This window comes from Planctomicrobium stercoris (assembly GCF_051465655.1).
In the GTDB taxonomy this organism is placed as follows: domain Bacteria; phylum Planctomycetota; class Planctomycetia; order Planctomycetales; family Planctomycetaceae; genus Planctomicrobium.
This window is the reverse complement of the sequence record NZ_CP195791.1, coordinates 1570650-1594499: the sequence shown is the minus strand read 5'-3', so window position 1 is coordinate 1594499 and position 23850 is coordinate 1570650. Positions and strand designations below refer to the sequence as shown.

Sequence of the window (23850 nt, the reverse complement as noted above, 5' to 3'; positions counted from 1 at the left end):
ACTGAATGATTGTATCGACCGTTTGTTTTCCGCGTGAGTGGGCTGCGGGCGTCTCCCCTGCACCAGTCTCGCGCGGAATCGAAAGTCGTGGCGGTTCAGTCCTCGGGACGATGTGGTTCGAAGACCGTCCGGCGGCGTCGCTCCTGACGACGCACTGTCTCACGCGCCATCCGGTACAGCTTCTCCTGCGCGCGGACGTCCGGCTCTTCGTCCCGCGGAACCGGCTGGTAGGTGCCGTTGGACTGCAGAATCCAGGACTTTGTATTGTCTTCGAAATAGGTTTCCAGGACCCGCATCAGCGATCGACGGCAGTGTTCCGCCTCGACCGGAACCAGCAATTCTTTGCGCTGGTCCAGATTTCGTGTCATCCAGTCCGCGCTGGAGATAAACAACTTGCCGTCCCCGCCGTGATGGAAGTAAAGGATCCGTGCATGTTCGAGGAACCGATCGACCACGCTGATGACTCGGATGTTCTCGCTGAGCCCCGGGACCCCGGGTTTCAGACAGCAGATGCCGCGCACATTCAGCAGAATCTCCACGCCTGCCTGAGAGGCTTCATACAGACAGTTGATCAGCGACGTATCGGTCAAAGCATTGAGCTTCAAAATGATGCGTGCTTCTTCCCCATCGCGACAACGTCCGGTTTCCTCCTCGACGAGATTCTTGAGCGTGTCTCGCAGCCGTAGTGGTGCTGCTGCCAGTTTGCGATAGCTGTAAGGAGGCTGCGAGTAGCCGGAAATGGCGTTAAAAAACGCCAGCGCATCCATCCCGAGGTCTTCGTCACACGTCAGCAGCGAAGCATCGCTATACAGGCGGGCAGTTGCCTCGTTGTAGTTGCCGGTCCCGAAATGCAGATACCGCTGGATGCCGTGAGGTTCGCGGCGCACGATAATGCACAGCTTGGCGTGTGTCTTGAGCCCTTTGACGCCGTAGATCACCTGGGCGCCCATCGCTTCCAGTTCGCGGGCCTGTTTGAGGTTTCGTTCCTCATCAAACCGGGCTTTCAACTCCAGCAACACCGTCACGTGCTTGCCGTTTTCCACCGCCCGAAGCAACGCTTTGACGATCTGGCTGTTCCGGCTGATGCGATAAAGCGTCTGTTTGATGGCGATGACATCCGGATCCTCGGCCGCTTCCTCGATTAGCCGAACCACCGGTTCGTAACTTTCATAAGGATGAAATAGCAGCACATCGCGGTCGGCGAGGATGTCGAACATCAGCTCTTCCGAGGGAACATCCGGAGGACTCACCGGCGGCCAGGGCTCATCCCGCAGGTTTTCAAATCCGCGTCGGCCGACCAGTTCCATGAAGCCCCCCAGATCAACCGGTCCGGGGACGCGGGTGATCTCGGCGTCGGTCACCTCAAGTTGCTGTTTCAGAAATTCCAGGATCTCCGGCGATGCGGAGTCGTCCACTTCCAGCCGGATGCAGTCTGCCGACGTCCGTGCGCGGAGTACGTCCGCCATATTCCACGCCAGCCCGTGCGGAGTCAGTTCCTGAACTTCTACCTCGGCGTTGCGGGTGATTCTCATCGCCACGCATTCTTCCACATCCTCACCCGGGAAGAATTCCTCGATCGACATCGCGATGATGTCTTCCAGGTGCATGTACGACAGCCCCTTTTCCGACGGGATGGAAAAGAACCGGGGCAGAATCCGTCCGAACGGGATGATCGCGAAGCGGGACCCGGTCATCTCAGGGATTTCGGGGTCTTCCCGGGGGAGCAGCCGCAGACAGACGCTCAGCATCTGGTTGGGGAGCATCGGAAACGTTCCCCCCGGCAGGATCGCCATCGGGGTGAGGATCGAAAAGATCTCCTGGTCAAAGATCTGCTTCACCATCCGTTTCTGCATCGTGTTGAGTTGCTGTGGCAGCAATCTCTGAATCCCCTGCTCAGCAAGCTGCGGAGCAAGCTCGTGCAGGTAGCAACGGTATTGAGCGGCAACCATGTTCCGGATCCGTTCCCGGACCGCTGCCAGTTGCTGCTCCGGGGTGAGGCCCGAGGGTGCTGGTCTCGTGACTCCCGCTTCGACAAGAATTGAGAGCGCACCGACCCGGACCCGAAAGAATTCATCCAGGTTCGTGCTGGTGATTGCCAGAAACTTCAGTCGTTCCAGCAAGGGCACTTTGGGATTCAGCGCCTCGCTGAGCACCCGTTGATTGAATTCCAGCCAGCTCAATTCCCGATCGAAATAGGCGGTTGTTTGCGTCTCTGACATGAACTTTCTCGTTGTGTCGCTTCAGCCCGGAGATGTTGTATCAGGTTCCGTGCTGAGAGGAGTCCCTCATTTTAGAGCGGATCGAAAGGTCGACGCGATGCATCTCGTCTGAAATCTGGAATTTGCGAATGACCTGGCAGGCAGGGAACGGCATTTTTCCGGAGAGAAGGGAGGATTTCCAAACCTCTTGCAGGAAGTTCCCCTTGCCCGTTTCTCTCATTGTAGCCTAGACTTCCGCTGAATTGTGGTCTCCGGGATGGAGACGGAAGACAGCAAGGAGGCAGAGGATGTCGATTCTGGAATGCCAGGGCCTGGTCAAGGTTTATCCGGGTGGGAAGCGAGCCGTCGGAGGGGTTTCCTTCGACGTGAACCCCGGGGAAATCGTCGGACTCCTCGGTCCCAACGGTGCCGGAAAATCGACCACCTTCCGCATGGCGTGCGGCCTGATTGCCCCTACCGAAGGAAAAGTTTTCCTGAACGGGAAGGATGTCACCAACGCTCCGATGTATCTGCGCGCCAGGAACGGCATGGGATATCTCCCGCAGGACCAGAGCATTTTCACCAAGCTGACGGTCGAGCAGAATATCGTCGCGATCCTCGAGTTCCTCCCCTTCTCCCGCAAAGAACGGGTCGAGCGGGTCAATCGACTTCTCGGCCAGTTCGGACTGGAGAATCGACGAAAGCAGATCTCCTCCACTCTGTCCGGGGGAGAACGTCGGCGTCTGGAAATTGCGCGCTGCCTGGCGAGTGAACCGAAGATCATTCTGCTGGACGAACCATTTACGGGGATCGACCCGACAACCATCAACGACATTCAGGACATCATCGGCGAACTGCGTGACTCGGGAATTGCGATTCTGCTCACGGACCATCGGGAACGGGAAACGCTTACGATCACCGACCGCAGCAACATCATCTGTGCCGGGCGGGTGCTGGTCAGTGGAGATATTGAAACCGTTCTCAATCACCCCGAAGCGCAGGAGCAGTACTTCGGCCGTCGCTTCGACGCAGCGTCGATCATCGAAGAGAAGTCCAACTTCCGCGTGAAACCGGCTCCGCAAGCAGTCGAGAAACGGGCCGCGTAATCAAAAAAGTTGAGCCACACACTTCAAGTGTGTGGCTCAACCGTGTGAATCTCAAACGAACACGACATCGGACATCAAGCAACCGGATTAGTATTCTCCGGCCACTTCGCCCCCAGCACGGGTCCCCAGTGCCTGAAACGTGGCTTCGTTCATGTTCTGGCTCAGGAAGATGACCCGGCCGTCACCCATGACGAAATGCGCCCCGCCGACATGGGAGCTGCCGAAGTCTTCTTCATCCTCTCCTCGATTGGGAACATGGCCGGCATGGCCGATGATCCGCGCAAAGGAATCATGGCTTTCCGGCACAGCCCCTGACCAGGTCCCGTAAACAATCTCATCCGGATGATCTGCATCGACAAACGTCGTGCGTTCCCCGATCAGCATGGTGTTGCTCGCACCGTCGGTGAAGTCTCGCATCCGCACACAGCTGTTGTGAAAAAACGAGCCGTTGCTGACGCACTGGCCTTGAGCGGACAGCAGACTCCCTGCCGTTCCAAAGGGGATCTCGCAGGCGTGCGGTTCCTGAGTGCCGAACACTCCCACATAATTCGCAGTGGCCAGCTTGACCGGAGGAGTGTCTTCTGTATCAAACGTGTCGGGCTTCGGATCACTCGGGCACTGAAAGACTGTCAAAGTCCGGCGCAGGTGGTCGACATTCTGGGTGGCGTTCATGTCGTAATTAAAATTGAACTGGGCGTACAACGGAGCCTGATCGATGTACGGAAGAATGTACGTTCCCCAGGAAAAGCCGTTCCCCCCTTCGAAGTCCGGGACGCCGGCAGTCACGCCGATCCAGCCGGGCGGAAAGCAGTTCATCGTGTCGTGATAGTTGTGAAGTGCCAGTCCGATCTGTTTGAGATTGTTTTTGCATTGGCTGCGTCGAGCCGCCTCGCGAGCCTGCTGCACAGCGGGGAGGAGCAGTGCAATCAGGACTGCGATGATCGCAATCACCACCAGAAGTTCGATCAGTGTAAATCCGGAACGTCGCGCGTTGCGCATGAGTCTTTATCCTCAAGAAATGCGGTTCCAAAAGCGGAACGGTTGTTTCAATGAATCAGCTGTGCAGCGCCGACGGTCACTGCAACGAAAAGAATGAGCAGTCGATTTCGCTGTCCGTTCCGACCACGTGAGTGAGACAGAACAGTTCGCATGGCGAGACTTGTTCACCACGGACAGCGGGAATTCCTGGAGAACTCAGAACGCGTCTTCACCAGTGACAACTGATGTCGTGGACGCTGCGAACTTCTCACGGAATTTCACACGATCAGATCTCGAAGAGATGCAGACACGCAAGCCGCACTTTGTGAAGCTGACTTCACCAGCGCGCAGCTGCTCCCCCCGAGACAGGGGGGCTCAATTCAGCTGAGGCAGGGCGGACCACGCACATGGGGTTCGCCCAGAGAAACAAGCAGGATCTCCGGAAGAATATCGACGGGGGGTGCCGTCACAACGTCTTCGCCCGTCAACAGCACCGGCAACGCCAGCGGCTGGATGGACTGTGTCAAAAACTGACACAACTGACAGTCATGCGAATGCTGAGGCGCATCGCCGGGATGCTGCATTTCGTCACTCGCATGGGAGTGACTGTGGGCATGCTTCCCGTGAACGTGCTTGCCGTGAGTATGCCCGCACGATGAGACTCGAGCAGCCTTCTTCGTGTCCGTCTTTTGTGCGACCGACTTATGTGAACAGGAGTCGGAATGGCAGCATTCCAGAGCATGTTGCAGCGGGGAATGCAGCGTCTGGACTCCAAGCATCATGGCGAGCGACGCCACGGCAGTGATCCAGGAAAACTTGGCTGCAATCCAGCTCATGAAAAGCGTACCTTCGGCTTTCAGAACAGGATCACTATACCGGCTGTCCACACTCCGGACAATCAGGAATTTGCAATTTCATTGCAAAAAGGATCAGGGCCGTTTGAAGATCGCAAAGCGAGCCAGCCGCAACTTCTGCAGCCAGAACTGCAGGAGAACCCACAGCGTCGTCATCCCGTACTTCACACAGCGTCGGAAGTTAATGCTCGACGCCTCATCAAAATACCGGACCGGGACAGGGATATCCCCCAGCTTGAAACCGAAGTAGACAGACTGTGCGAGGAACTGGCTGTCGAAGGCAAAGTCGTCCGTATTGCTTTCCCAGGGGATCTGCTCAAGCACTTCGCGGCGATAGGCGCGAAACCCGCTATGGAAATCGCCGAGGTTCTGCCCCAGAGCAATATTCTCGATCGTGGTCAGGCAGCGGTTAGCAATGTACTTCCATCCGGGCATGCCCCCTTCCAGGGCCTCCCGGCGGGTGCGAATGCGAGAACCGAGAATGACATCGCAGATCTGAAGACGGAGGAATTCCACCGCAGCCCCCACAACGCGGCTGTCGTACTGATAATCGGGATGGATCATCACGATGAAGTCGGCGCCGCTCTCGAGAGCCTGCTTGTAACAGGTCTTCTGATTCCCGCCATAGCCCCGATTCTTCTCGTGGACAATGACTGTCAATCCGAGCTTCCGGGCCAGAACTGCCGTTTCATCCCGGCTGCAATCGTCAACGAGAATGATCTCGTCCACGATCCCGGCAGGAATGTCGGCGAGAGTCCGTTCCAGCGTCGCGGCGGCATTGTACGCCGGCATGACCGCCACAACCCGCAGCTGTCTGGCCTGCGGCGTGAAGGTAAGTGAATCAGAAGTTGCAGTCGTGTTGCTCATCAGCGGAGGAATGCCATTCATCGAAGTTTCAGGCGAAAGAGAAATGCACACGCTTCGGCTTCGTGCTCAACCTGACTGTGCCCACCCCCCTGTCTCAAAACACATGCCCGGGTTGAGGACCGCGCTGTGTGCGGGTCAGAACTTCCGGCCCCTCTTCAGTCATCAGGATCTGATGTTCAAACTGGGCGGACAGGCTGCCATCCAGAGTGAGGATCGTCCAGCCGTCAGCGAGCGGCCCCTGTGTTTTCTCGGATCGCATGTTCAACATCGGTTCGATGGTGAACGAAACGCCGGGAACCAGAAGATCCCGACGGTTGCGGCGAATCGGGACATGCGGGATGCCTGGATCCTGGTGAAACATGCGGCCGATGCCATGTCCCTGAAAGTTTTCGACGACGCCATATCCGTGAACCCGTCCGAATCGCGAAATCGCAACTCCGATATCGAACACGGAGCTGTAGGGTTGAATCGCGCGGATCCCCTCCCACATCGCATCGAACGCCACCTGAACCAGCTGCCGGGCTTCCCTGGAAACCGGTTCGATCAGGAATGTCTCGGAGGAATCGCCGTACCAGCCGTCGACAATGGTCGTGCAGTCGACGTTGACGATGTCCCCTTCCTGCAGTTCCCGGTCATCGGGAATGCCATGACAGACAACGTCGTTCACGCTGGTGCAGATGGACTTCGGATAACCATTATATCCAAAGCATGCGGGTTGATGCCCGTGGTCGCGGGTATAGGTTTCTGCCAGCCGATCCAGTTCATTGGTCGTCACGCCGGCGCGGATATGGTCCCGCAGAAAGTCGAGCACGCTGGCGTTGAAACTGCAGGCTGCACGAAGTCCCAGCTGCTCTTCCTCAAGAAGATAGAGCGGGAGTTTCGTCTGCTTGCGAAATGGGATCAGTCGTCTCATGAGAAGGCTTTCTGAATCTTTATATTCTGATGGGGAAGTAGAAAGGGGGCAAGTCCGCCAGCGACCGGTTTTCCCCCCGCGATTCCCGATCTCTGAACTCTGGACGGCGCTTTCGGTACAGTACGACCTTCCCGTGAATTGCAGAGGCATTATCTGGCGGTCATTGTGGTCGGAAAGAAAAAACGGCGTCATCGAAGTTCCCCCCTCATGGGCAACCATCAGAAATGCTGGCTGTGGGGGAGACATGCTGTCCTGGAAACACTCCGGGCCGAACACTGGGTGCCATTTGAAATCGCGATCGCTCCCGAGATTCTCGAAGAGGCCGCAGCCACGGAAACGCTGGTCCTGGCACGTCGACTCGACATCGACATCGCGGAAATGACGAGTGGAGAACTGGGACGCCTTTGCGGCACGACCGATCATCAGGGGATTGCCGCCAAGATGCCCCCCTACCCTTACGCGGATCCCGCTGCCGTTCTGAATCGTTTGGGGACCGGAAGTTTCGTCCTGGTGCTCGCTGGGATTCAGGACCCGTTCAACTTCGGGGCGATTCTCCGGTCCGCGGACCTGTTCGGAGTCGATGCAGTCTTCGTTCCGACAGCGGGTCAGGCTGCCGTTTCTTCACATGTCGCACGCAGCTCGGTTGGTGCGGTCAATTACCTTCAGATCGTGCAGTCCCCGGACCTGACGGAAACCTGTCGAAACCTTCAGCAGCAAGGGATTCAGATCATTGGAGCGAGCGAAAAAGGGGATCGCTCCCCGGCCCGGACCGATCTGCAGCGAGCCACCGCCCTGCTGATTGGAAACGAAGGGTCGGGAATTCCGGAGGAACTCCTGACCCTGTGCGACGCACAGATCTGCATTCCGCAGCAGGGACATGTCGGTTCATTCAACGCTGCTGTCGCTGCCGGAATTCTGTGCTATGAAGTTCGACGACAGCGGGAAGCGTGACGATCGCCCGAGAAGACGCCCCTTCCCGTTCGCCTCAGTATGACCAGATAGCCCAGCTATTTATCGTGGACTGTGTTCGAGCAGAATTTCCCGGGCCGCATCGATCAGTTTGATCCGGCGATCGGTCGCCCGCCGCCGCAATCGCTTGTAGGACTCTTCCTCGGTCTCCTGATGAGAGGCCATCAGAAGCCCTTTCGCCCGTTCAATTTCCTTCCGATCCAGCAGTGCCTGCTTCAGGTCCTGAACTTCCTGACGCAGCTCTTCGAACTGGTCGAACCGTCGCAGGACCAGATAAATCGTCGGTTCGATTTCCGCAAGATTCAAAGGCTCCATCAGGTACGCCATGACGTGATCATGCAGCGCCTTCTCGACAATCTCGAGTGAACGCTGAGGAGTCATGATGATCGCTGGTATCGTGGTGACTTCACTGACAGCGATCAGTGCACTCAGCGCATCGCCGTCCTGCAATTCGACTCCGGTAATAATCAGGTCCGGCTTCTCCTGCAGCGAGCGATCCATCAGATCGGTGACGGTTTCACAGTCCGGGAAAACGATGCAGTCCAAACTCTCGAGTGTCTGCCGAACCATCAACCTGGTCGCCTGATTGCCATGCGCGAGCAAAATTTTCAACGACTTGGGAAGCGACATGACTCGAACTCCAGATGTTTTGCAGGGGAATTCAACAAAATCCATCCACAGCAGGAATGTCTCGCTGCTCTGGCACACACTTTGCAAATTCCTTGCCTCAGGCCGACAGAGACAGTTTAGAGATCAAATTGAGGCTCCCAACCTGAGGGATGTTGAGGCGACATACGGCCCGCACTTCGTCTTGGCTCCTTCAGGTTGGGGATTTTTTCGACCGGACACCGTATTCAAGGAAGAATCATGACTTTCACCGGCATTTTTGTCGCAACGCTGTTGACCCTGTTCTTGATGGTGATGGCGACGCTCAGTACCTCGATGATCTACGCAGTCACGCAGATTCTGTCCCGCTGCGCCGAAATTCTTTTCGATCTGCATCTTCCGAGCAGGACCTAGATCGCCAGATCTCCGCGCAGGAACCTGCTGAGAGATCAATGGTTACTGCGAAATGCCATCACCCCGGCGGCCAGGAGAGTTGTCGCTGTCCGAGGAGGTGGATGTGAAGGTGGTTCACCGTCTGCCCCCCATCCTCTCCAGCGTTAATCACGGTTCGATACCCGTTGCCGAGGCCGTGCTCCCGCGCCAGTCTGCTGCAGACCACCAGTAAATGCCCTAACAGGGGCTCATCCTCCGCCGTGACTTCTTTCAGCGAGGGGATCTCTTTTCTGGGGATCACCAGAATATGCACCGGGGCCTGAGGATTGACGTCGCGGAACGCGATGCACAGGTCGTCCTCATAAAGAAGCTGTGCGGGAATCTCCCGGTCCAAAATCTTCTTGAAGATCGTCTTCTCTGGCATCGGTCTCTCCGCAGTGGTTGAAGAATCGCTGAAGCCGCTTCGCTGTTGTCCCGAAGGCAATCCGTCCAGACAGCATCACCGGCAGAGTCAGTATATCGGTTCGCGATACAGTCGTCACAGGCGTTCCAAAACGCCACAGGGACGTTGCGAATTTGCATCACTCCAGACCATTCCGACCGCCCGATTGAATTTTTCGAAGTAGTGTCGTGTATCGGCCGAATTCCGGTCGTCTGGCAAAAAGAGCGAACCTATGCGACGCCATTTTTCCCCCGTCAAAACCGATTCTCGCCCGGGAGCAGTTCTGGTCGAAACTGCGATCGTGATGCCGGTGTTTCTGGTGGTCATCTGGGGCACGATGGAATTTGGCCGCGCGATGATGGTCGGACAGCTCGCGACCAACGCCGCTCGCTTCGGAGCCCGGACTGCCATACTCGAAGGCTCCACGAACAGCTCTGTCACCACACAGGTCAAGCAGTACGTCGTCGACACGGTCAAAGGAATCACCGTGAACGACGTGACGGTCGAGATCTCCGTCACTCCCGGAACCGGCAATCAGAACCCCAACAATCAGCTGGCAGCTTCCAAACCACGCGATCTGTGCAAGGTCACAGTCGTCGTCCCTTACAACAAAGTCGCCTACTTCCCGCCCCGCTTCCTCGCAAACACCAAGCTCCGAGGTGTGTGTGCCATGCACCATGAGTAAGAAATTTCAGGTGACCAGGAGATTGCGCAAAGCCGCATTCAGTTGGGGAAACTGAAACTCGAATCCCTCTTTCTCAAGTCGCTCGGAGACGACATATCGCCCATAGAGCGCGAGTTCAGGATCCGACCGGAAGAGCAGCGGAACTCCCGCGCGGATCATCCACGAAAACGATGGAAGTCCGACGAAGACCCCCATCACCTCCCTTAATGTCTGCATGAATTCCACCTGAGACACCGGATTCGGAGACGATGCGATATAGGCTCCCTGCATCTTCACATCCCGCAACGCACGCTCGAAAAGCCTGTTCAAGTCGGCCTCGTGAATCCAGCTCATTCCCTGTGTGCCTGACCCCACTCTGCCCGCCAGCCCCAGTTTCGCCAAAGTTTTGAAACGGGACAAAGCGCCGCCTCCTGCCCCTCGATCCTGCCCAATCACGAAACTGGTCCGCAGGATCACCTGTCTCTGAGCTGGCAGCACACTCTCCTGAAATTGTTGCTCCCAGGCACGACCGACGAAAGGGGCCAGCCCGTATCCGAACGGGGAGTCCTCGGAGCAGACGAGATGTGGAGGATCTCCATAAATATGAGCGGTGCTCATCTGAATCCAGACAGGGGGCGGAGTTTCCACCGACCGCATCGCGATCCCAAGAACGCGCGTCGCTTCCACCCGAGACCGAAGGATCTCATCCTGATTGGCAGGCGTCTTGATACAGTCCACACTCCGGCCTGCCAGATTGATGACGGCGAGCGCTCCGTTCAATTCTCGCTGCCATCCGCCTAACGTCCGGCCATCCCAGCTGACATATTTCCAGGGTCCATTCACCTTGGGCGGATACCGGGAAAGAATAGTGACATCCATTCCCTGTGAACTCAGATGTCTGGCGAGAGATCCTCCGAGAAAGCCACTTCCCCCCGCAATCAAAACAGACTCAGCGTTTTCGTTGCTCATTGGTCGACAATCCGGGACAAGACGCGGGATGATCCAATGCCTTGTACCGCACTAAACTGTCGACTTTAACCAGCGTCCTGAGTCTCCACTTTACCGGCGAACCGGCGCGGGGCAGCAGTTGACGGGGCAGATGTCCCAGTTCGGACCGTATTGTCCGATCGACTCCGCAGGGACATCCCCTCGCACCCGTTCCGCGATCAGTTTGCAGACCATCTCCACGAAGCGGGGATGCGTTCCGACCGTCCCGGCCCGCTGCATCGTGATTCCCAGCTCAGCACACAGGTCCCGGGCTTCGATATCCAGATCGTACATGACCTCCATGTGATCCGAGAGAAAACCGATCGGCACAATCGCCACCGCCGGAACATCTTCCGTTTTCAGATCGCGAATGTGATCCAGGACATCGGGTTCCAGCCACGGATCTTCAGGTCGACCGCTGCGGCTCTGATAGACCAGCTTCCAGCGTTCTGGCGGAATTCCCGTCGCGTCCGCCACGAGGCGACAGCTTTCCAGCAACTGACGTTCATAATCGCAGCTGCGGGCCATCGACATGGGAATGCTGTGAGCCGTGAAGGCCACATGACAACGTTCCCGTTCAGATTCAGTCATCCCCTGCAAAGCACTTTTCAGGCGCTCGGCATTGGCAGCAATGAAATCGGGGTGATTGTAGAAGACCCGGATCTTGTCGACCTGCGGAGCCCCCGAACCGACGCTGGTGCAGGCATCTTCAATATTCTGCCGATACTGGCGACACCCCGAGTACGAACTGTGCGCAGCGGTGACAAACGCGATCGCCTTGCCGACTCCATCGGTTGCCATCTGCGAGAGCGTTTCCGGCAACAGCGGGTCCCAGTTGCGATTTCCCCAGTAAATCGGGAGATCGACCCCATGCAGGGGCAATTGTTCCCGGACAGCGGCAATCAGTTCCCGGTTCTGCTGATTGATCGGGCTGACACCGTCAAAATGATAGTAGTGCTCGGCAACTGCGAGCATTCGTTCGAGCGGAACGTTTCTCCCTCGCAACACGTTTTCAAGGAAAGGGATAACGTCTTCCCGCTTCTCTGGACCGCCAAAGGACACAAACAGAATGGCATCGTATGCGGGTTGGGTCACGGGAGTTTCCTGAATGCCAATATTGGCGGGGATGCGAATGAATGATTATTGTCGATGTTCCAAACTCGTCCATGCTGCCAGCACAGCGAGTTTTTTGAATTTCCCCACGAAACGCTGACGGCAGAATCCGGAATGCGATTGTTTGTCGGCAATTTTTCGTTCGAACAGGCCTGGGATCCCGGTCATAACTCCACCCAGCAGGTTGAACAGCTGGAAGCAGAACTGGCCTGCGTGTGGCTGGCGGTCGCTGAACCCGGAGACGAAATCCTCACTCCCCGACCAATCTCCCCGGAGTTCTGGAAGCGAATGACCGGTCTGGGGGCTCCCCCCGTTCACCCACTGACCGCGACAGACCTTCACAGCTCGAAATCAGAAATCCTGATTCCATGGGGTTGGACCCCGAGTGTCCGCAAGCTGGCAGCCACCCTGAAGATCGCCACGACCGCCCCTGATCAGGAGGTGGTCTGGCGGGTGAATTCCCGGGATTTTGCTTTCGGAATCTGCCAGGAACTGGGTGAGATCTTGTCGGGAGAAGGGATCGCCCGCACGCTGGAGCAGGCTGTGGAATTGATTCAGCAGAATCTCAACGCAGGCCGCGCGTGGATCGTCAAACCCCTTCAAGGACAGGCGGGGCGAGGACAGCTGCGAGGAAGCGATTTCCCCACCGACAAACAACTGGCCACAGTGCGTCGATTGATCGAACGGCAGGCGGGAGTTCACATCGAGCCCCTGCTGGACCGGGTCTGCGAAATCGGCGTGCAATGGGAGATCCCTGCGACAGGAGAGCCACAGCTGCTCGGATTGACCGAATTACTGAGCGATTCCCGGGGAGTTTATGCTGGAAGCCGCATGAATCCTGTTGTGATTTCCGGTTCCGCGCGGGAAACTCTTCTCAACACACAATTGAAAATCGTCACGAGTCTGCAGCAGGAAGGATATTTCGGACCGGTCGGAATTGATTCCATGCTCTACCGCGAAGAAAATGAAATCCGGCTTCGACCCGTTCAGGATGTGAACGCCCGCTGGACCATGGGCCGGATCGGCTGGGAATGGTCGAAGCGATTGAACTCCGGCACCGAAGGAGTAAGCTGGCTGCACTCCCGAACCTCCCCCGCTTCGGAAGCGGTTCCGCTATCCCCCGAAACGATCGCAGGCATTCCGGTCCAGCGTCGCACCTGGTGGCTGAATCCCGGACTCGCGGACCTCCACATGACAAACGTTTCCATTTCCTGATCCGGTTTTCATGCCCATGTCCCACCTTCACCAACCATTGATGACGGACGAACGTCTGCAGCGGGGATATGTCATCATCCTGCCGGGGATTGAGGGGCGGAGCTGGCTGAACCGCTGTATCCGTCGGGGCCTGAAAGATGCCGGGGTCCCGTACGCGGTTGAGATCCACGACTGGACCTGCCGCTGGCCGCTGGCCTTGTATAATCTCCGGTCTCGCCGGTTACACAACCTGCAGGCGAAGATCATTCAGGACAAACTGCTCTCGTATCGGCAACGCTGGCCGCACCGCCCCGTCTTTCTCATCGGACACTCCGGAGGAGGAGCGATGGCACTTCACATCCTCCACGGCATGCCCGAGAAGTCGAGCATTTCCGGAGCGGTCCTGCTGGGTGCCGCCATTTCCCCTGCCTACGATTATCGCCCCGCCTTGAAGCACGTCGAACGAAAGATCTGGAACTTCACGTCACTGGCGGATGTGCTTTTCCTGGGACTTCTCACCGCCGTGGCGGGAACTCTGGACGGACGCAATTCCCTGAGCGCCGGGATGGTCGGTTTCCAGAAGCGAGAGCTGACACTTTCCGAAGCAGACAAGTTTCAGGAGATGCCCTATCGCCTGGAATACTGTCGTGACCGCCATCTGGCGGGGCACTTCGGCTTCACAGCACCCCGGTTTGTCCGCAATCACGTTGCTCCTCTGTTAATGCAGGTGGAAGAACGGTGTGACGTCCCTGCACTGGCTGCGGGACGTTTGTCAGACTGCCTTCCCAACCCTGCCGCTCCCTGAGCCAGCCGGCCGACGTCATATCCGAGGCCGTCTCAGACCGCCGCATTGAAAGAGACTCTTCGTTGCTGATGGACCGCATTGATGACGTTCCGACGTCCGCCTATATCCACGTGCCGTTCTGCCTTCACAAGTGCGGATACTGCGACTTCACTGTCATCGCTGGACGGGATGATCTGATTCCCGCCTACCTGAAATCGCTCGAGACCGAACTGCGACAACAGCTGGAAGTCCCCCGCTCGATGCGAACGCTGTTCATCGGTGGCGGCACTCCCAGCTACCTCGAGCCTGCCGATCTGCAAAAGCTGTTCGCCTTACTTCAACAATGGCTCCCCCTGAAATCGGGAGCAGAGTATTCGATGGAGTGCAATCCGGAACGCCTCACCCCCGAACGGATGGAGGTGATGAAATCCGCGGGAGTGAATCGCGTCAGCCTCGGGGTGCAGTCCTTCCATGGAGATCATCTGGCCACTCTCGAACGGACCCATTCCGCTGAGACTGTCGCCGATGTCATCCGCCAGCTTCGCGAACGCGGGTTCGAAAACGTCTCTCTGGACCTCATCTTTGGAGTTCCAGGCCAGTCACTTCCACAATGGGACGAGACCCTCACTGCAGCGATCCAGTTCCACCCCGAACACATCTCCACTTACGGGCTCACCTACGAGAAAGGAACCGCCTTCTGGACTCGCCGGGAGAAGAACACGCTGCAACCGGTCACTGAAGATCTCGAGCGGGACATGTATTCCCTGGCGATGACCAGACTTCCAGAGTCCGGCTTCCGCCAGTACGAACTTTCCAACTTCGCCCGGCCCGGGAAAGAGTGTCAGCACAACCAAGTCTACTGGCGGGGCGAACCCTATTACGGAATCGGGCCCGGAGCTGCCGGATTTCAAAACGGCGTGCGAAGGCTCAACCACCGAAGCGTCACCAACTGGATCCGCAAACTTCAGCAAGGCGATTCCCCGGTTCAGGAGCAGGAAGAGTGGGATGCCGATCTGCGTCGACGGGAAGCAGTCATGCTGGGGCTGCGGCAGATCGAAGGAATTGACCTGTCCCGATTTCGTTCCCGTTACAACGTCGAAGTTCGCGACCTCGCGCCGGAGTCTTACCAGCAACTGCTCACCGCCGGCTGGCTGGAAGAGACTGCGACGCACCTGCGATTGACCCGTGAAGGCCGCTTCGTGGCCGACACGGTGATGTCGGAGTTTTTTTGAGGGAATAGTGGGCAGTGGGCAGGAGTTAGGAGTTAGGAGTTAGGAGTTAGGAGTTAGCAGCCCGTTGAAGTTGGCATGATTTGGAGTTTCCGGGGTGTACGTGGTCGCTGTGGGGTCAATTGCCAGTTGATGTCTCGGAACGCCATCGGATGAGCTGTCCTTGCCTGGAGCGATCGCAGGCGGTTTCTTAGGGCGGCCCAGAGCAGCGTGCAGGTTCCCCAGAGTGCCAGCAGTGCCCTCTGTCCGCTTTGCAATCCTCTGGGTTTGCCGATGCCGAATGCTTTGAGCATCAGCAAACCCAGGTTCCTGGCTGCAGCCACGATCAGGTAACGCTTGTTGATCTTCTCCAATCCTCGCAGCCACGTTCGCCTTGCTCCGCCGGTTTCACACACATGGGCGAAGCTGCGTTCCACCTTCTCGCTGCGTTGACGCTGCAGGTCCTTTCCCTTGGATCGACTCATGCGCTGGCGGTTGTTGAGCACTGCCTGTTGGACCTCCTCCGGCTTGTCGATCCACTTGCGATGGTGTTGTGAGTTCGGCTCCGGGATGTACGTTCGCAGTCCCAGCTGCGTGGCCTGCGTGATCGTCTCGTTCTTGTGATACCCCTTGTCGGCAGCAACCTCTTCAATCTCTTCCGGACTCCCAGCGAGAATCACGTTCTGCTGGGCATTCACCACGCTTTCGATGAGCGTGCCGGCATCACTGTTCGTCCCATGACACACCGTGGCGGAGAGGATGAACTCATTCTCCAGGTCGATCACATGCTCAGCCTTATAGCCCAGATGAGTGCGGCCATCTTTCATTTTCACGATGCGGGAATCGGGGTCTGACGGCGATTCCCAGTCGGCATTAGAGACCTTCTTCTTCCCCTGCTGATGACGGGTTTTATCGAACTTCCGCAGGTCATCGTCGCTGGGATCATCGTCTTCTTCGATCAGCCCTTCCTCCTGCATCAGGCGATTGAGGAACTCCTTCCAGTCTTCGCCCGAGTCCTTACGGACGATCGTCTTCATGGCGGCGTTGGCCTCCAGCAACGTGGAGTCGACACCGGTTGCCTTCAGCTTGAGGAGACCATGTTCATCGATGATGCTGAGCACCAGCTGGAACACCTGCTGGTGAATCTCCAGCGGGAGTCGATCACGAATGCGTGTCAGGCTGCTGTGGTCCGGGGTCTCTTTCCCCAGCGGAATGCCCAGGAACCTTCGCAGCGAGAGAGAATCTTCGCACCGCCAGGCGATGCCACGCTGGGAGTCGATCCCTTCAAAGTACCCGACCAGCAGCATGCGGAAATAGACGCCCGGAGGGATCGACATGCGACCTGTGCTGGCATAATACGGGGAGCAGAGGTCCTCGAGAACCTTGTCGAAGCCAGCCTTGGCCAGCACCTGATTGAGCTTGTCATAAAAGACATGCCCCGGCCCTTTGGAGAGACTCGCTGTCGGAGTCCAGAACTCCTGCTGCTGCGACTCCTCCCGCTTCCCCAACGCCATCGGTCACCCTCCCTGAATGCCTGAAATCCGAACCACCGGCAATCTACCAGATCTGTCAAGCGAAGAAAGGAAATTCAACGGGCTGTTAGGAGTTAGGAGTTAGCAAAACGCCGTAGCGTTTTGTTCGACTCTCGACTCTCGACTCTCGACTCTCGACTCTCGACTCTCAACTCTCAACTCTCAACTCTCAACTCTCCCCACCGCGCGCGACCTGACCCGGTTCTTTGCAGCGCCGGGTGTTTCCGGAGTTGTCGCTCTCTGCCACAGACTCCTCTTTCTCTTCCGTGCCATGGAATTTCTGCCCGGGGATATCGCTGCGTGCCATGGTGCCGACTGGACCGGACGGATGATCCGCTGGGGGACAGCGTCGCTGGCTCCGCCTGGAATTTTACGAGTCGGCCCCTCGCATGTGGCCATTCTCTGCCGCTGGCGAAGCGAGATGATCTGGACGGAGTCCACGACGCTGTGCGACACCCCTTGCCTGATCCGCGGTCTCCCGGTCACAGGGGCGCAGGCTCATCATCCACACGATCGCATCAACGACTACCTGCAGGCTGGGGGCCGCGTCGACCTGTATCGACTGACCCAGTTTCATCGACTGACCATCGAAGAAAGCCGTCTCCTGACGCGGCTGCTGCTGGACGAATTTATTGATCCGGGAATCGGCTACGACATGGGAGGAGCCCTGCTCTCTGGAACACGCGTCTTCCAGAGCCTGCGGTTCTTCCCCGGAGCGAACCTCGAGCAGCTCTTCTGCTCGGAACTCGTGGCGGCCGTCATCATGAGACTCAACCGCATGAATCACTCGAATCCAAGCCGCTATCACCCAGCCCGGCTGATGCGTGAACTGGTGAGAACCGGAAAGTACGAGCGAGTGTCCGTTCTGACTGCAGCGGATCCACGGGGAGTCTGCGATGCAAAGTAAACCGCAATCGCACCAGCAGCCCAGTGAACCCGATGGCCCGTGGACGTCTGTGTTGTCGCGGGGGATCTGTTCAAACTTCGCATTTTTCGGTCTCTCGTTTTTTATCATCGTCAGCGACACCCATAGCGGAGAGAACTTCCGGTGTGCTGATGCCGAGATGCAGCGGGTCGCAGAGCAGGCACGCATCCGATCCGCCCGATTCTGGACGGGAAACGACTTGCCCGGCGCATGGTCTTCCCCCTGCCCGATTCAGTTTTCATACACAAATCACGCAGGCTGCGGCAGTACGCGATTTCAAATGCACGGCGGGGAAGTCTTCGGATGGCGGATGGAAGTGGCGGGGACGCGGGAAGCGATCCTGCGTGATGTGATTCCTCATGAGGTCGACCATATGGTCCGGGCGTCACTCACCCGCAAGGGAATCGAGCGATGGCTGGACGAAGGCTGTGCCGTCCTCATGGAGTCTCCTCAGGTCCACGAACACTTGAGGAGTATCGCTTCGAAACTCGACCCAGCCATGATCACTCTGGACTGGCTGGAAGGTCGAAACTATCCACCGGCAGGTCAGATTCAGCAGCTGTATGCAATGGGATTCTCGCTGGCAGAGTTTCTTCTGGAACGGGGAAGTCCAAGCCAGCTACTGGAATTTCAACGAGACCCTGCCGGCATGACCGTCCGCCTGCAGCGACACTACAACCTGAATGTGGAATCTCTTCGATCCGGGTGGTTGAACTGGATGAGGTCCGACTGCCGCATGCGTTGTGCAGAGGGTCGCTGTCGATTACATCCTCCGACCGGGGGAGCACCTTTTCCACTGGCTGGCGATGCCCCCCGCCCGGTCCTGGTGATCTGGACTTCCGAAGGGTGCCCTCCCTGTCAGAAATTCAAACAGGATTTCGAACAGGACTCCGCGTTCCGGGAGCGGATCTTGTCCGGGTTCCAATTGAAGTGGCAAAACTTCGACCTCCATCAGAGTGAAGCGTCTGCTTTGGGAATCACAAACCTGCCCACCTTCACTCTGCCGCAGAAGAGCTGGAGTGGGTATCAGGATGCTGCGGACTTTCTTTCGAAGCTCGGTCTGAACAAGCCGGAACCGCCCGCTTCGCCTGGGGGGGTGTCGACGCAATCATCGATTGTCGGTCCGCCGGAGGCTTCCAGTCCGATCCACTCGAACCAGAATCCGCCTGAACCCAAGCCGGAGCAGCGTCCAGGCTGGACGATTCTTCAGTGGGTTCCGGTCACGCTCTCAGCGTTGCAGTGGGCTGGCGTGATCGGAGGCTCGGTTGCCACGGGGGGGCTGGGTGGAGCAGCGTTAGCAACAGCCCTTTGCCTGTTCAGGCTTCACCGCTCGGGCCGGTCCCATTCTCAGAAATCATCGGAAAGGAGCGGAGCGGCTGTTTCCGCACCCTTTCCCCGCCAGCTGGATGAAGCAGGTGAGCTACTTGAACTGCGCCAGACAGAAGGACGTGTGGCAACACTTGACACGCTCCGCGGCATGTTCCTCGATGATGAACTCGAAAAGCTCAGACAGCGAGAACCGAGTGCTGCGCAACTGGCTGAGAACCTACGCCAGGCGATCGACGCCCGCGTCGACGAAGTCGCCCCATTAACAACGGTGGTGAGGGGCTAGTGGATAGTTGGCAGTGGGTAGGAATTTTCCCTCCCAACTCCCAACTCCTAACCCACTACCCACTACCCACTACCCACTACCTAAGCCGGAGCCATCATGCCCATCGGAGACCCTGCCAAGGAACAGTTTCGCCGCGCCATCGTCACCCTGCGGAATCTGCATATCGCCGCTGCCCTGTCCCCGCTGCTCACGATGCGATCTGAGCTGCTCGCCAATGATGAGCTCTCCGACCGGGGCGGCTTTGATGATCCCACCCGGATGCACCTGACATCGCTGCTGGTTTACTGCGATCGCTGGCGTCGACGCTTGACTCACAACCCGGACAAAGCGGAGCTGGGAGACAAGATCGAAAAGGCCATCAACACCAACAACGTCATCGAAATCGGTGAGAGCCCTTTCGGCGGTGATGAAATTCAGAATCAATCCGGGGGGCTGATCGATCTGCCTTATGCGCTGGATGGCAGTGATCCCGACATCCCGCTGTTGTCGCAGCTGAAGCTCAAAAGTGCTCACGCACTGGTGTTGCTGGGGGCGATCGACAAAGCGATCGTGGCCTGGACGCGCCTCAACAGCCGGGACCGGACCCGTTTTATCACCCGCTTCGACTCGATGCGGATCTACGGGCAGTACCAGGAAATTCTCGGCTACCTGACCGCCTTCGGAGGAGACGCCAACCGCGTCGACATCGCCCAGCTGCTCCCGTCGGAAGAACCCCTCGGCCCGGCCGACAGCCCGAACCGGAAAGCGGAGTCGGTGAACTCCGCAGGAGCGCCGGTGGATGACGTGCCCGGCAGGTAGCTCTGACGGCCAGGACCAGCCAAGTAGGGTCCGCTGTGCGGACCAGACCAACTCAACTTTATCTCGATCACCCGATCTGCGCGTTGACACGCAGAGCGGAACATTCAGAGATACGACGACGCGGATTCGAGGGGTTGAAGAAGGTCCGCACAGCGGACCCTACGGGGGATCAGTCCCGGCGGTTGTGGCCGCCGAGCAGGCCCAGCCGCATGATCCAGTAGAACACCACCAAAATGGCCTGCAGCGTTCCCGCCACGTAGGTCCAGGCGGCCGCGTTCAGCACGTTGGCTACAGCTTCTCCCCCAAAGCGATCCACCATCCCCATGTCGGTGAGAAGGCGCTTCGCGCGGTTGCTGGCATCGAACTCGACCGGCAGGTTGATGATCTGAAACACAGCGGCAGCTGCGAATCCCCCGACAGCCACCCACAGGAAGGTCGTCCCCCATCCGGCTTTCGCCATCGGGACGGAAAGAGCTGGCAGGAACATCCCCAGAAGCAGGAAGCCCATGAACCACATCGGGCCGAACTGCGCAGCCGGCACAGCGAGATTGCGAAGGACCAGCGGGGCATAATGCTTCGCGTCCTGAATCGCGTGACCGGCTTCGTGCGCAGCAATCCCCACCGCCGCTGCGGACCTTGTCCGGTAGACGTCGCTGCTCAGGCGCAGGACTTTTCCGCGCGGGTCGTAGTGGTCGGAGAGGGTTCCGCCGACTTCTTCAATGTCGACATAGTCGAGCCCAGCGTCATCCAGAATCTGCCGGGCCGCCTGCGCTCCGGAGAGTTGCGTGGGCACCTGCATTCCGTGGGCGTACGCGCTCTTGATGCGCCACTGGGCCCACATCATCAGCAGAATCGCTGGTGAGAGAATGACGAAGTACCAGGGATCGAAGAATGGGAAAAACATGGCAGTTTTCGAATTGGCTTTTGGACAGGAAACAGGGTTCTTGGGAAATCATAGACGCGAATGTGCCACTCGCGTAGACCTAAAAGTTAACGAAAAAATCTCGCTGGGAGATCAAAAAAAAGAGGCCGCACATGGGGAGTGTGCGGCCTTTTGGGCTGAGTCTTTTTTCGAAAAATCCGAAATCCGAAGGACCAAATCCGAAATGATGCTTTAAAAGCTTGAAACGCAGAGAGCGCGGAGTTCGCTGAGACGTGAAGAGATTTCTCTCTCCCTTTTCTCAGCGTTCCCTGCGATCTCTGCGTTTCTACTTTTTCGACCCGAATTTCGTTCGAATTTCGGATTTGCTTTTCAACTACTTGCTGGCGGTCTTCTTGTACTGATCGTTCAGGTGCTTCAGGATCGGATCGGTGATGTCGTCCTGATGTTTGTAGTAGACGACCTGGCGATTCATGTTCTGGATGATCGCCTGGGGGTTACCGGCGTCGGCAACATCGCCGCGGTTGAACCGGATCACCAGCGTGTACTTGTAGTACTCAGCGTAGCGGTTCACGACGTCCTGGACTTCCAGGTAGATGGTCTTGTAGACGTCTGCCTGCTGGCGGACGATCTTCTGCTGCTCCACCTGACGGAAGGTTTCCAGCTCGGTCTTCAGCTTGATCAGTTTGGCTTCGATCTGGGAAAATTCGGGGCTGCCCGGGGTCAGGGTCTGCAGCTGCTCCTGCCCCTTCTTCCCTTCTTCCATCATCGCCTGGGCTTTGGCTTCTGCTTCTTCAGCGAGTTTCTGCAGGCCGGCGGTCTGATCTTTGAACTTGTCGTAGTTCTTGAAAATGTGGGCCATGTCGATCAGGCCAATCTGATGCGGCGCGGGGGCAGCATCCTGGGCGATCGCCATCTGGCTGGCCCCAAACAGTCCAACGGTCGCCAGAGCGACTGCCAACAGGCTGTACTTCTTCACTGTGATGCACTCCTTTGCGAGTCCGTTCAGGCCGGCGCCGTCCGTTGCTCCGGAACGATTTGAATTCTTCAGCCCAGCCGACTGCGGGTTTGTCCAATGGAAGCTCCCGGTGCAACCTTGCCCCGCAGAGGTAGCGAAATCTCTCAATTCTGGCGTTTTGCGTCAACGGCAGTTCTCCGAGAGTTTTCGGAATCCAGAATTTCCGGCATTTTGTGCCGTGGGGGGGTGGGGTCGTGGGCAGTGGATAGGAAATGAGGTCGCACCCTGAGAACGATTATTTGACGGGGTTTTCGAGTGTGCCGATCGATTCGATCGTCCCCCGCATCCTGTCGCCCCGTTTGAGAAACCGTCCTTTCGCCTTTCCAACCCCGTCGGGCGTGCCGGTCGCGATCAGGTCCCCGGGTTGAAGCGTCACGAACCGGGAAATGAACTCGATGACCGCTGCAACCGGGAACACCATCCCCGCTGTCGTTCCGTCCTGTTCCACACGCTCGTTCACCTTCAGGACCATCCGCAGCTGTTGAGGGTCGGGACACTCCCCAGCGGGGAGAAGACAGGGTCCCCAGGGAGCGAACGTGTCGTGCCATTTCCCATGCAGCCAGTCGAAGAATGTATCGCGTGGCCGCTGGACCCGCTGGGGGTTGGGCCGATAGGAGCGGTCCGAGATGTCGTTGACGATGGTGTAGCCGGCCACGTAGTCCAAGGCCTCCGCTTCCGAAACCTGTGAACAGGTCCTGCCGATCACCACCCCCAGCTCCAGTTCCCAGTCGATCTGATCCGGGGAACAGGCAGGGATACAGACCGGATCGCCGGGGTGAGTGAACGTACTGGGGGGCTTCATGAAGAGATAAGGGATGGTGTTCTTGCGTTCCTCAGCCTGCCCCCCTCCTTCGAGGATGTGCAACGGATAATTTCCTGCCAGCAGAAGAAACTTTCCGGGAGCTGCCAGAGGAGTCAGCAGCTTCACGTCGCTGACCGGGCGTGAGAGTTCCGAGATCAACTCCGGGGTCAGCTGTCGTTCCACCTCCTGAAGCTCTGAGTGCAGACGCCCCCCGGGCAGCAGGTCCAGCAGCGTGCACACCTGCAACGGCTCACGCCCCAGCGCCTGCTCGACGCTCTGCAGCGCCAGCACGACTTCATCATTCACATAGAAGCCGAAAGCCGTTTGATCCTGATCCTGAAATCGACACAGGCGCATGGGGGAATCTCCAGCCAGAGAATGTAGCTCGAAGAGGATGTCATCGCTGGCGAGCGGGCGTGAGTCAAGCCCCCGAAGCGATTGCTACACGTTTTTGCGGTCAGCGGTCAGCGACTCTGGACTCTGGACTCTCAACCCTCAACCCTCAACCCTCAGAAACTGATCCAGCTGCTGCAGCAGGGGGTCGATCGTGCGGGCCTGAATGGCTGGCGGTGGGGAGGTCCACGAAAACCACTGCGAGCCCAGGTGCTCGGTGTGCACAATCTCGCACGGATGATCGATGCGGGCCAGAAAGATGATCAACGTCTTGAGCACGGTCTGCTTGCGATCTCCGCCGTAGCGAGAACTCTGCACTTCGTATTGCTGGACGTAGCGGAAAGCAGGATCGATCGTTACCAAAGCGGGATCGATTCCGGTTTCTTCGTGCATCTCCCTCAATGCACACTCGATCTCGGTCTCTCCGGGATCGACGTGCCCCTTGGGGAGATCCCAGCGGTCCGCATGCTTCATCAGCAGGAAGGATTGAATCGGGTCGCCGCTGGCGATGAGGACTCCACACGATTTGGGTTCTTGTCTGGACATGCTGGCTTGTTGAGGGTGTTACGGAGCGTTCCCGATGTCTTGTTGACCGAGGGGAGAGGTCGGGGGTC

The 23850-nt window shown here is 57.9% G+C and carries 24 protein-coding genes; 10 read left to right on the top strand and 14 right to left on the bottom strand.

The window, feature by feature from the left end; all coding sequences use genetic code 11:
• Positions 1 to 95 precede the first annotated feature (95 nt).
• Positions 96 to 2219: a polyphosphate kinase 1 gene (ppk1, locus tag SH661x_RS06590; RefSeq protein ID WP_437229220.1), complete on the bottom strand. Its 2124-nt coding sequence runs from the start codon at positions 2217 to 2219 to the stop codon at positions 96 to 98.
• A gap of 287 nt (positions 2220 to 2506) precedes the next feature.
• On the opposite strand from ppk1, the gene lptB reads away from it, so the two are divergent.
• The gene (lptB, locus tag SH661x_RS06585) at positions 2507 to 3304 is read left to right on the top strand and encodes an LPS export ABC transporter ATP-binding protein (RefSeq protein WP_437229218.1); all 798 of its coding nucleotides are present in this window, start codon (positions 2507 to 2509) and stop codon (positions 3302 to 3304) included.
• A gap of 87 nt (positions 3305 to 3391) precedes the next feature.
• Here the strand turns inward: lptB and SH661x_RS06580 are convergent, their stop codons facing one another.
• The 4 genes from SH661x_RS06580 to map all read right to left on the bottom strand — a co-directional run bounded on the left by SH661x_RS06580 (position 3392) and on the right by map (position 6916).
• Positions 3392 to 4303, bottom strand: coding sequence for a DUF1559 family PulG-like putative transporter (locus SH661x_RS06580; RefSeq protein WP_437229216.1), 912 nt, complete (start codon positions 4301 to 4303; stop codon positions 3392 to 3394).
• Positions 4304 to 4662: 359 nt separating this feature from the next.
• Positions 4663 to 5118, bottom strand: coding sequence for a hypothetical protein (locus SH661x_RS06575; protein WP_437229214.1), 456 nt, complete (start codon positions 5116 to 5118; stop codon positions 4663 to 4665).
• Positions 5119 to 5211: 93 nt separating this feature from the next.
• Entirely contained in the window at positions 5212 to 5928 is a 717-nt protein-coding gene (locus SH661x_RS06570) for a glycosyltransferase family 2 protein (protein WP_437231175.1), read from the bottom strand.
• 169 nt (positions 5929 to 6097) lie between these two features.
• Positions 6098 to 6916 (bottom strand): type I methionyl aminopeptidase, encoded by an 819-nt coding sequence (gene map / locus SH661x_RS06565; protein ID WP_437229212.1) that lies wholly within the window; start codon positions 6914 to 6916, stop codon positions 6098 to 6100.
• Positions 6917 to 7123: 207 nt separating this feature from the next.
• Here map and rlmB point away from each other — a divergent pair, with 207 nt between their 5' ends.
• Positions 7124 to 7867: a 23S rRNA (guanosine(2251)-2'-O)-methyltransferase RlmB gene (gene rlmB, locus SH661x_RS06560; protein WP_437229210.1), complete on the top strand. Its 744-nt coding sequence runs from the start codon at positions 7124 to 7126 to the stop codon at positions 7865 to 7867.
• A 60-nt stretch (positions 7868 to 7927) separates the two neighbouring features.
• On the opposite strand, the gene SH661x_RS06555 is transcribed toward rlmB, so the two are convergent.
• Positions 7928 to 8515 carry an ANTAR domain-containing response regulator gene (locus SH661x_RS06555; RefSeq protein ID WP_437229208.1) on the bottom strand — a complete coding sequence of 196 codons (588 nt, stop codon included), beginning with the start codon at positions 8513 to 8515 and terminating at the stop codon, positions 7928 to 7930.
• Between the two features lie 237 nt (positions 8516 to 8752).
• Between SH661x_RS06555 and SH661x_RS06550 the strand changes: the two genes are divergently transcribed.
• Positions 8753 to 8905: a hypothetical protein gene (locus tag SH661x_RS06550; RefSeq protein WP_437229206.1), complete on the top strand. Its 153-nt coding sequence runs from the start codon at positions 8753 to 8755 to the stop codon at positions 8903 to 8905.
• A gap of 58 nt (positions 8906 to 8963) precedes the next feature.
• Here the strand turns inward: SH661x_RS06550 and SH661x_RS06545 are convergent, their stop codons facing one another.
• On the bottom strand, positions 8964 to 9308 hold the full coding sequence (locus SH661x_RS06545) for a histidine triad nucleotide-binding protein (protein ID WP_437229204.1): 345 nt from the start codon (positions 9306 to 9308) through the stop codon (positions 8964 to 8966).
• A gap of 250 nt (positions 9309 to 9558) precedes the next feature.
• Here SH661x_RS06545 and SH661x_RS06540 point away from each other — a divergent pair, with 250 nt between their 5' ends.
• On the top strand, positions 9559 to 10011 hold the full coding sequence (locus SH661x_RS06540) for a TadE family protein (RefSeq protein ID WP_437229202.1): 453 nt from the start codon (positions 9559 to 9561) through the stop codon (positions 10009 to 10011).
• Between the two features lie 6 nt (positions 10012 to 10017).
• Here the strand turns inward: SH661x_RS06540 and SH661x_RS06535 are convergent, their stop codons facing one another.
• Together SH661x_RS06535 and SH661x_RS06530 are read right to left on the bottom strand one after the other, a co-directional pair.
• Positions 10018 to 10959 carry an epimerase gene (locus SH661x_RS06535; RefSeq protein ID WP_437229200.1) on the bottom strand — a complete coding sequence of 314 codons (942 nt, stop codon included), beginning with the start codon at positions 10957 to 10959 and terminating at the stop codon, positions 10018 to 10020.
• 90 nt (positions 10960 to 11049) lie between these two features.
• Positions 11050 to 12072, bottom strand: coding sequence for a ferrochelatase (locus SH661x_RS06530; RefSeq protein WP_437229198.1), 1023 nt, complete (start codon positions 12070 to 12072; stop codon positions 11050 to 11052).
• Between the two features lie 132 nt (positions 12073 to 12204).
• On the opposite strand from SH661x_RS06530, the gene SH661x_RS06525 reads away from it, so the two are divergent.
• The 3 genes from SH661x_RS06525 to hemW all read left to right on the top strand — a co-directional run bounded on the left by SH661x_RS06525 (position 12205) and on the right by hemW (position 15300).
• On the top strand, positions 12205 to 13305 hold the full coding sequence (locus SH661x_RS06525; protein ID WP_437229196.1) for a hypothetical protein: 1101 nt from the start codon (positions 12205 to 12207) through the stop codon (positions 13303 to 13305).
• 16 nt (positions 13306 to 13321) lie between these two features.
• Positions 13322 to 14089 (top strand): alpha/beta fold hydrolase, encoded by a 768-nt coding sequence (locus SH661x_RS06520; protein ID WP_437229195.1) that lies wholly within the window; start codon positions 13322 to 13324, stop codon positions 14087 to 14089.
• Between the two features lie 68 nt (positions 14090 to 14157).
• Positions 14158 to 15300, top strand: a complete 1143-nt coding sequence (hemW, locus tag SH661x_RS06515) for a radical SAM family heme chaperone HemW (RefSeq protein ID WP_437229193.1) — start codon at positions 14158 to 14160, stop codon at positions 15298 to 15300.
• A 53-nt stretch (positions 15301 to 15353) separates the two neighbouring features.
• Here hemW and SH661x_RS06510 read toward each other — a convergent pair whose 3' ends face one another.
• Positions 15354 to 16790 (bottom strand): transposase, encoded by a 1437-nt coding sequence (locus SH661x_RS06510; RefSeq protein WP_437229191.1) that lies wholly within the window; start codon positions 16788 to 16790, stop codon positions 15354 to 15356.
• A 289-nt stretch (positions 16791 to 17079) separates the two neighbouring features.
• Between SH661x_RS06510 and SH661x_RS06505 the strand changes: the two genes are divergently transcribed.
• The 3 genes from SH661x_RS06505 to SH661x_RS06495 all read left to right on the top strand — a co-directional run bounded on the left by SH661x_RS06505 (position 17080) and on the right by SH661x_RS06495 (position 20143).
• Positions 17080 to 17715, top strand: coding sequence for a hypothetical protein (locus SH661x_RS06505; RefSeq protein WP_437229189.1), 636 nt, complete (start codon positions 17080 to 17082; stop codon positions 17713 to 17715).
• Positions 17705 to 19345 (top strand): thioredoxin family protein, encoded by a 1641-nt coding sequence (locus SH661x_RS06500; protein WP_437229187.1) that lies wholly within the window; start codon positions 17705 to 17707, stop codon positions 19343 to 19345. Before SH661x_RS06505 ends, SH661x_RS06500 begins: the two co-directional genes overlap by 11 nt.
• A gap of 96 nt (positions 19346 to 19441) precedes the next feature.
• Positions 19442 to 20143 carry a hypothetical protein gene (locus SH661x_RS06495; RefSeq protein WP_437229185.1) on the top strand — a complete coding sequence of 234 codons (702 nt, stop codon included), beginning with the start codon at positions 19442 to 19444 and terminating at the stop codon, positions 20141 to 20143.
• 169 nt (positions 20144 to 20312) lie between these two features.
• Here SH661x_RS06495 and SH661x_RS06490 read toward each other — a convergent pair whose 3' ends face one another.
• The 4 genes from SH661x_RS06490 to SH661x_RS06475 form a co-directional block, all read right to left on the bottom strand.
• On the bottom strand, positions 20313 to 21047 hold the full coding sequence (locus SH661x_RS06490; RefSeq protein ID WP_437229183.1) for a zinc metallopeptidase: 735 nt from the start codon (positions 21045 to 21047) through the stop codon (positions 20313 to 20315).
• Between the two features lie 352 nt (positions 21048 to 21399).
• Complete coding sequence (locus SH661x_RS06485) at positions 21400 to 22002, bottom strand: OmpH family outer membrane protein (RefSeq protein ID WP_437229181.1); 603 nt, start codon at positions 22000 to 22002, stop codon at positions 21400 to 21402.
• A 274-nt stretch (positions 22003 to 22276) separates the two neighbouring features.
• A complete protein-coding gene (locus SH661x_RS06480; protein WP_437229179.1) occupies positions 22277 to 23200 on the bottom strand; it encodes a fumarylacetoacetate hydrolase family protein in 924 nt (307 codons plus the stop codon).
• 138 nt (positions 23201 to 23338) lie between these two features.
• Entirely contained in the window at positions 23339 to 23782 is a 444-nt protein-coding gene (locus SH661x_RS06475) for a bis(5'-nucleosyl)-tetraphosphatase (protein WP_437229177.1), read from the bottom strand.
• Positions 23783 to 23850 lie beyond the last annotated feature (68 nt).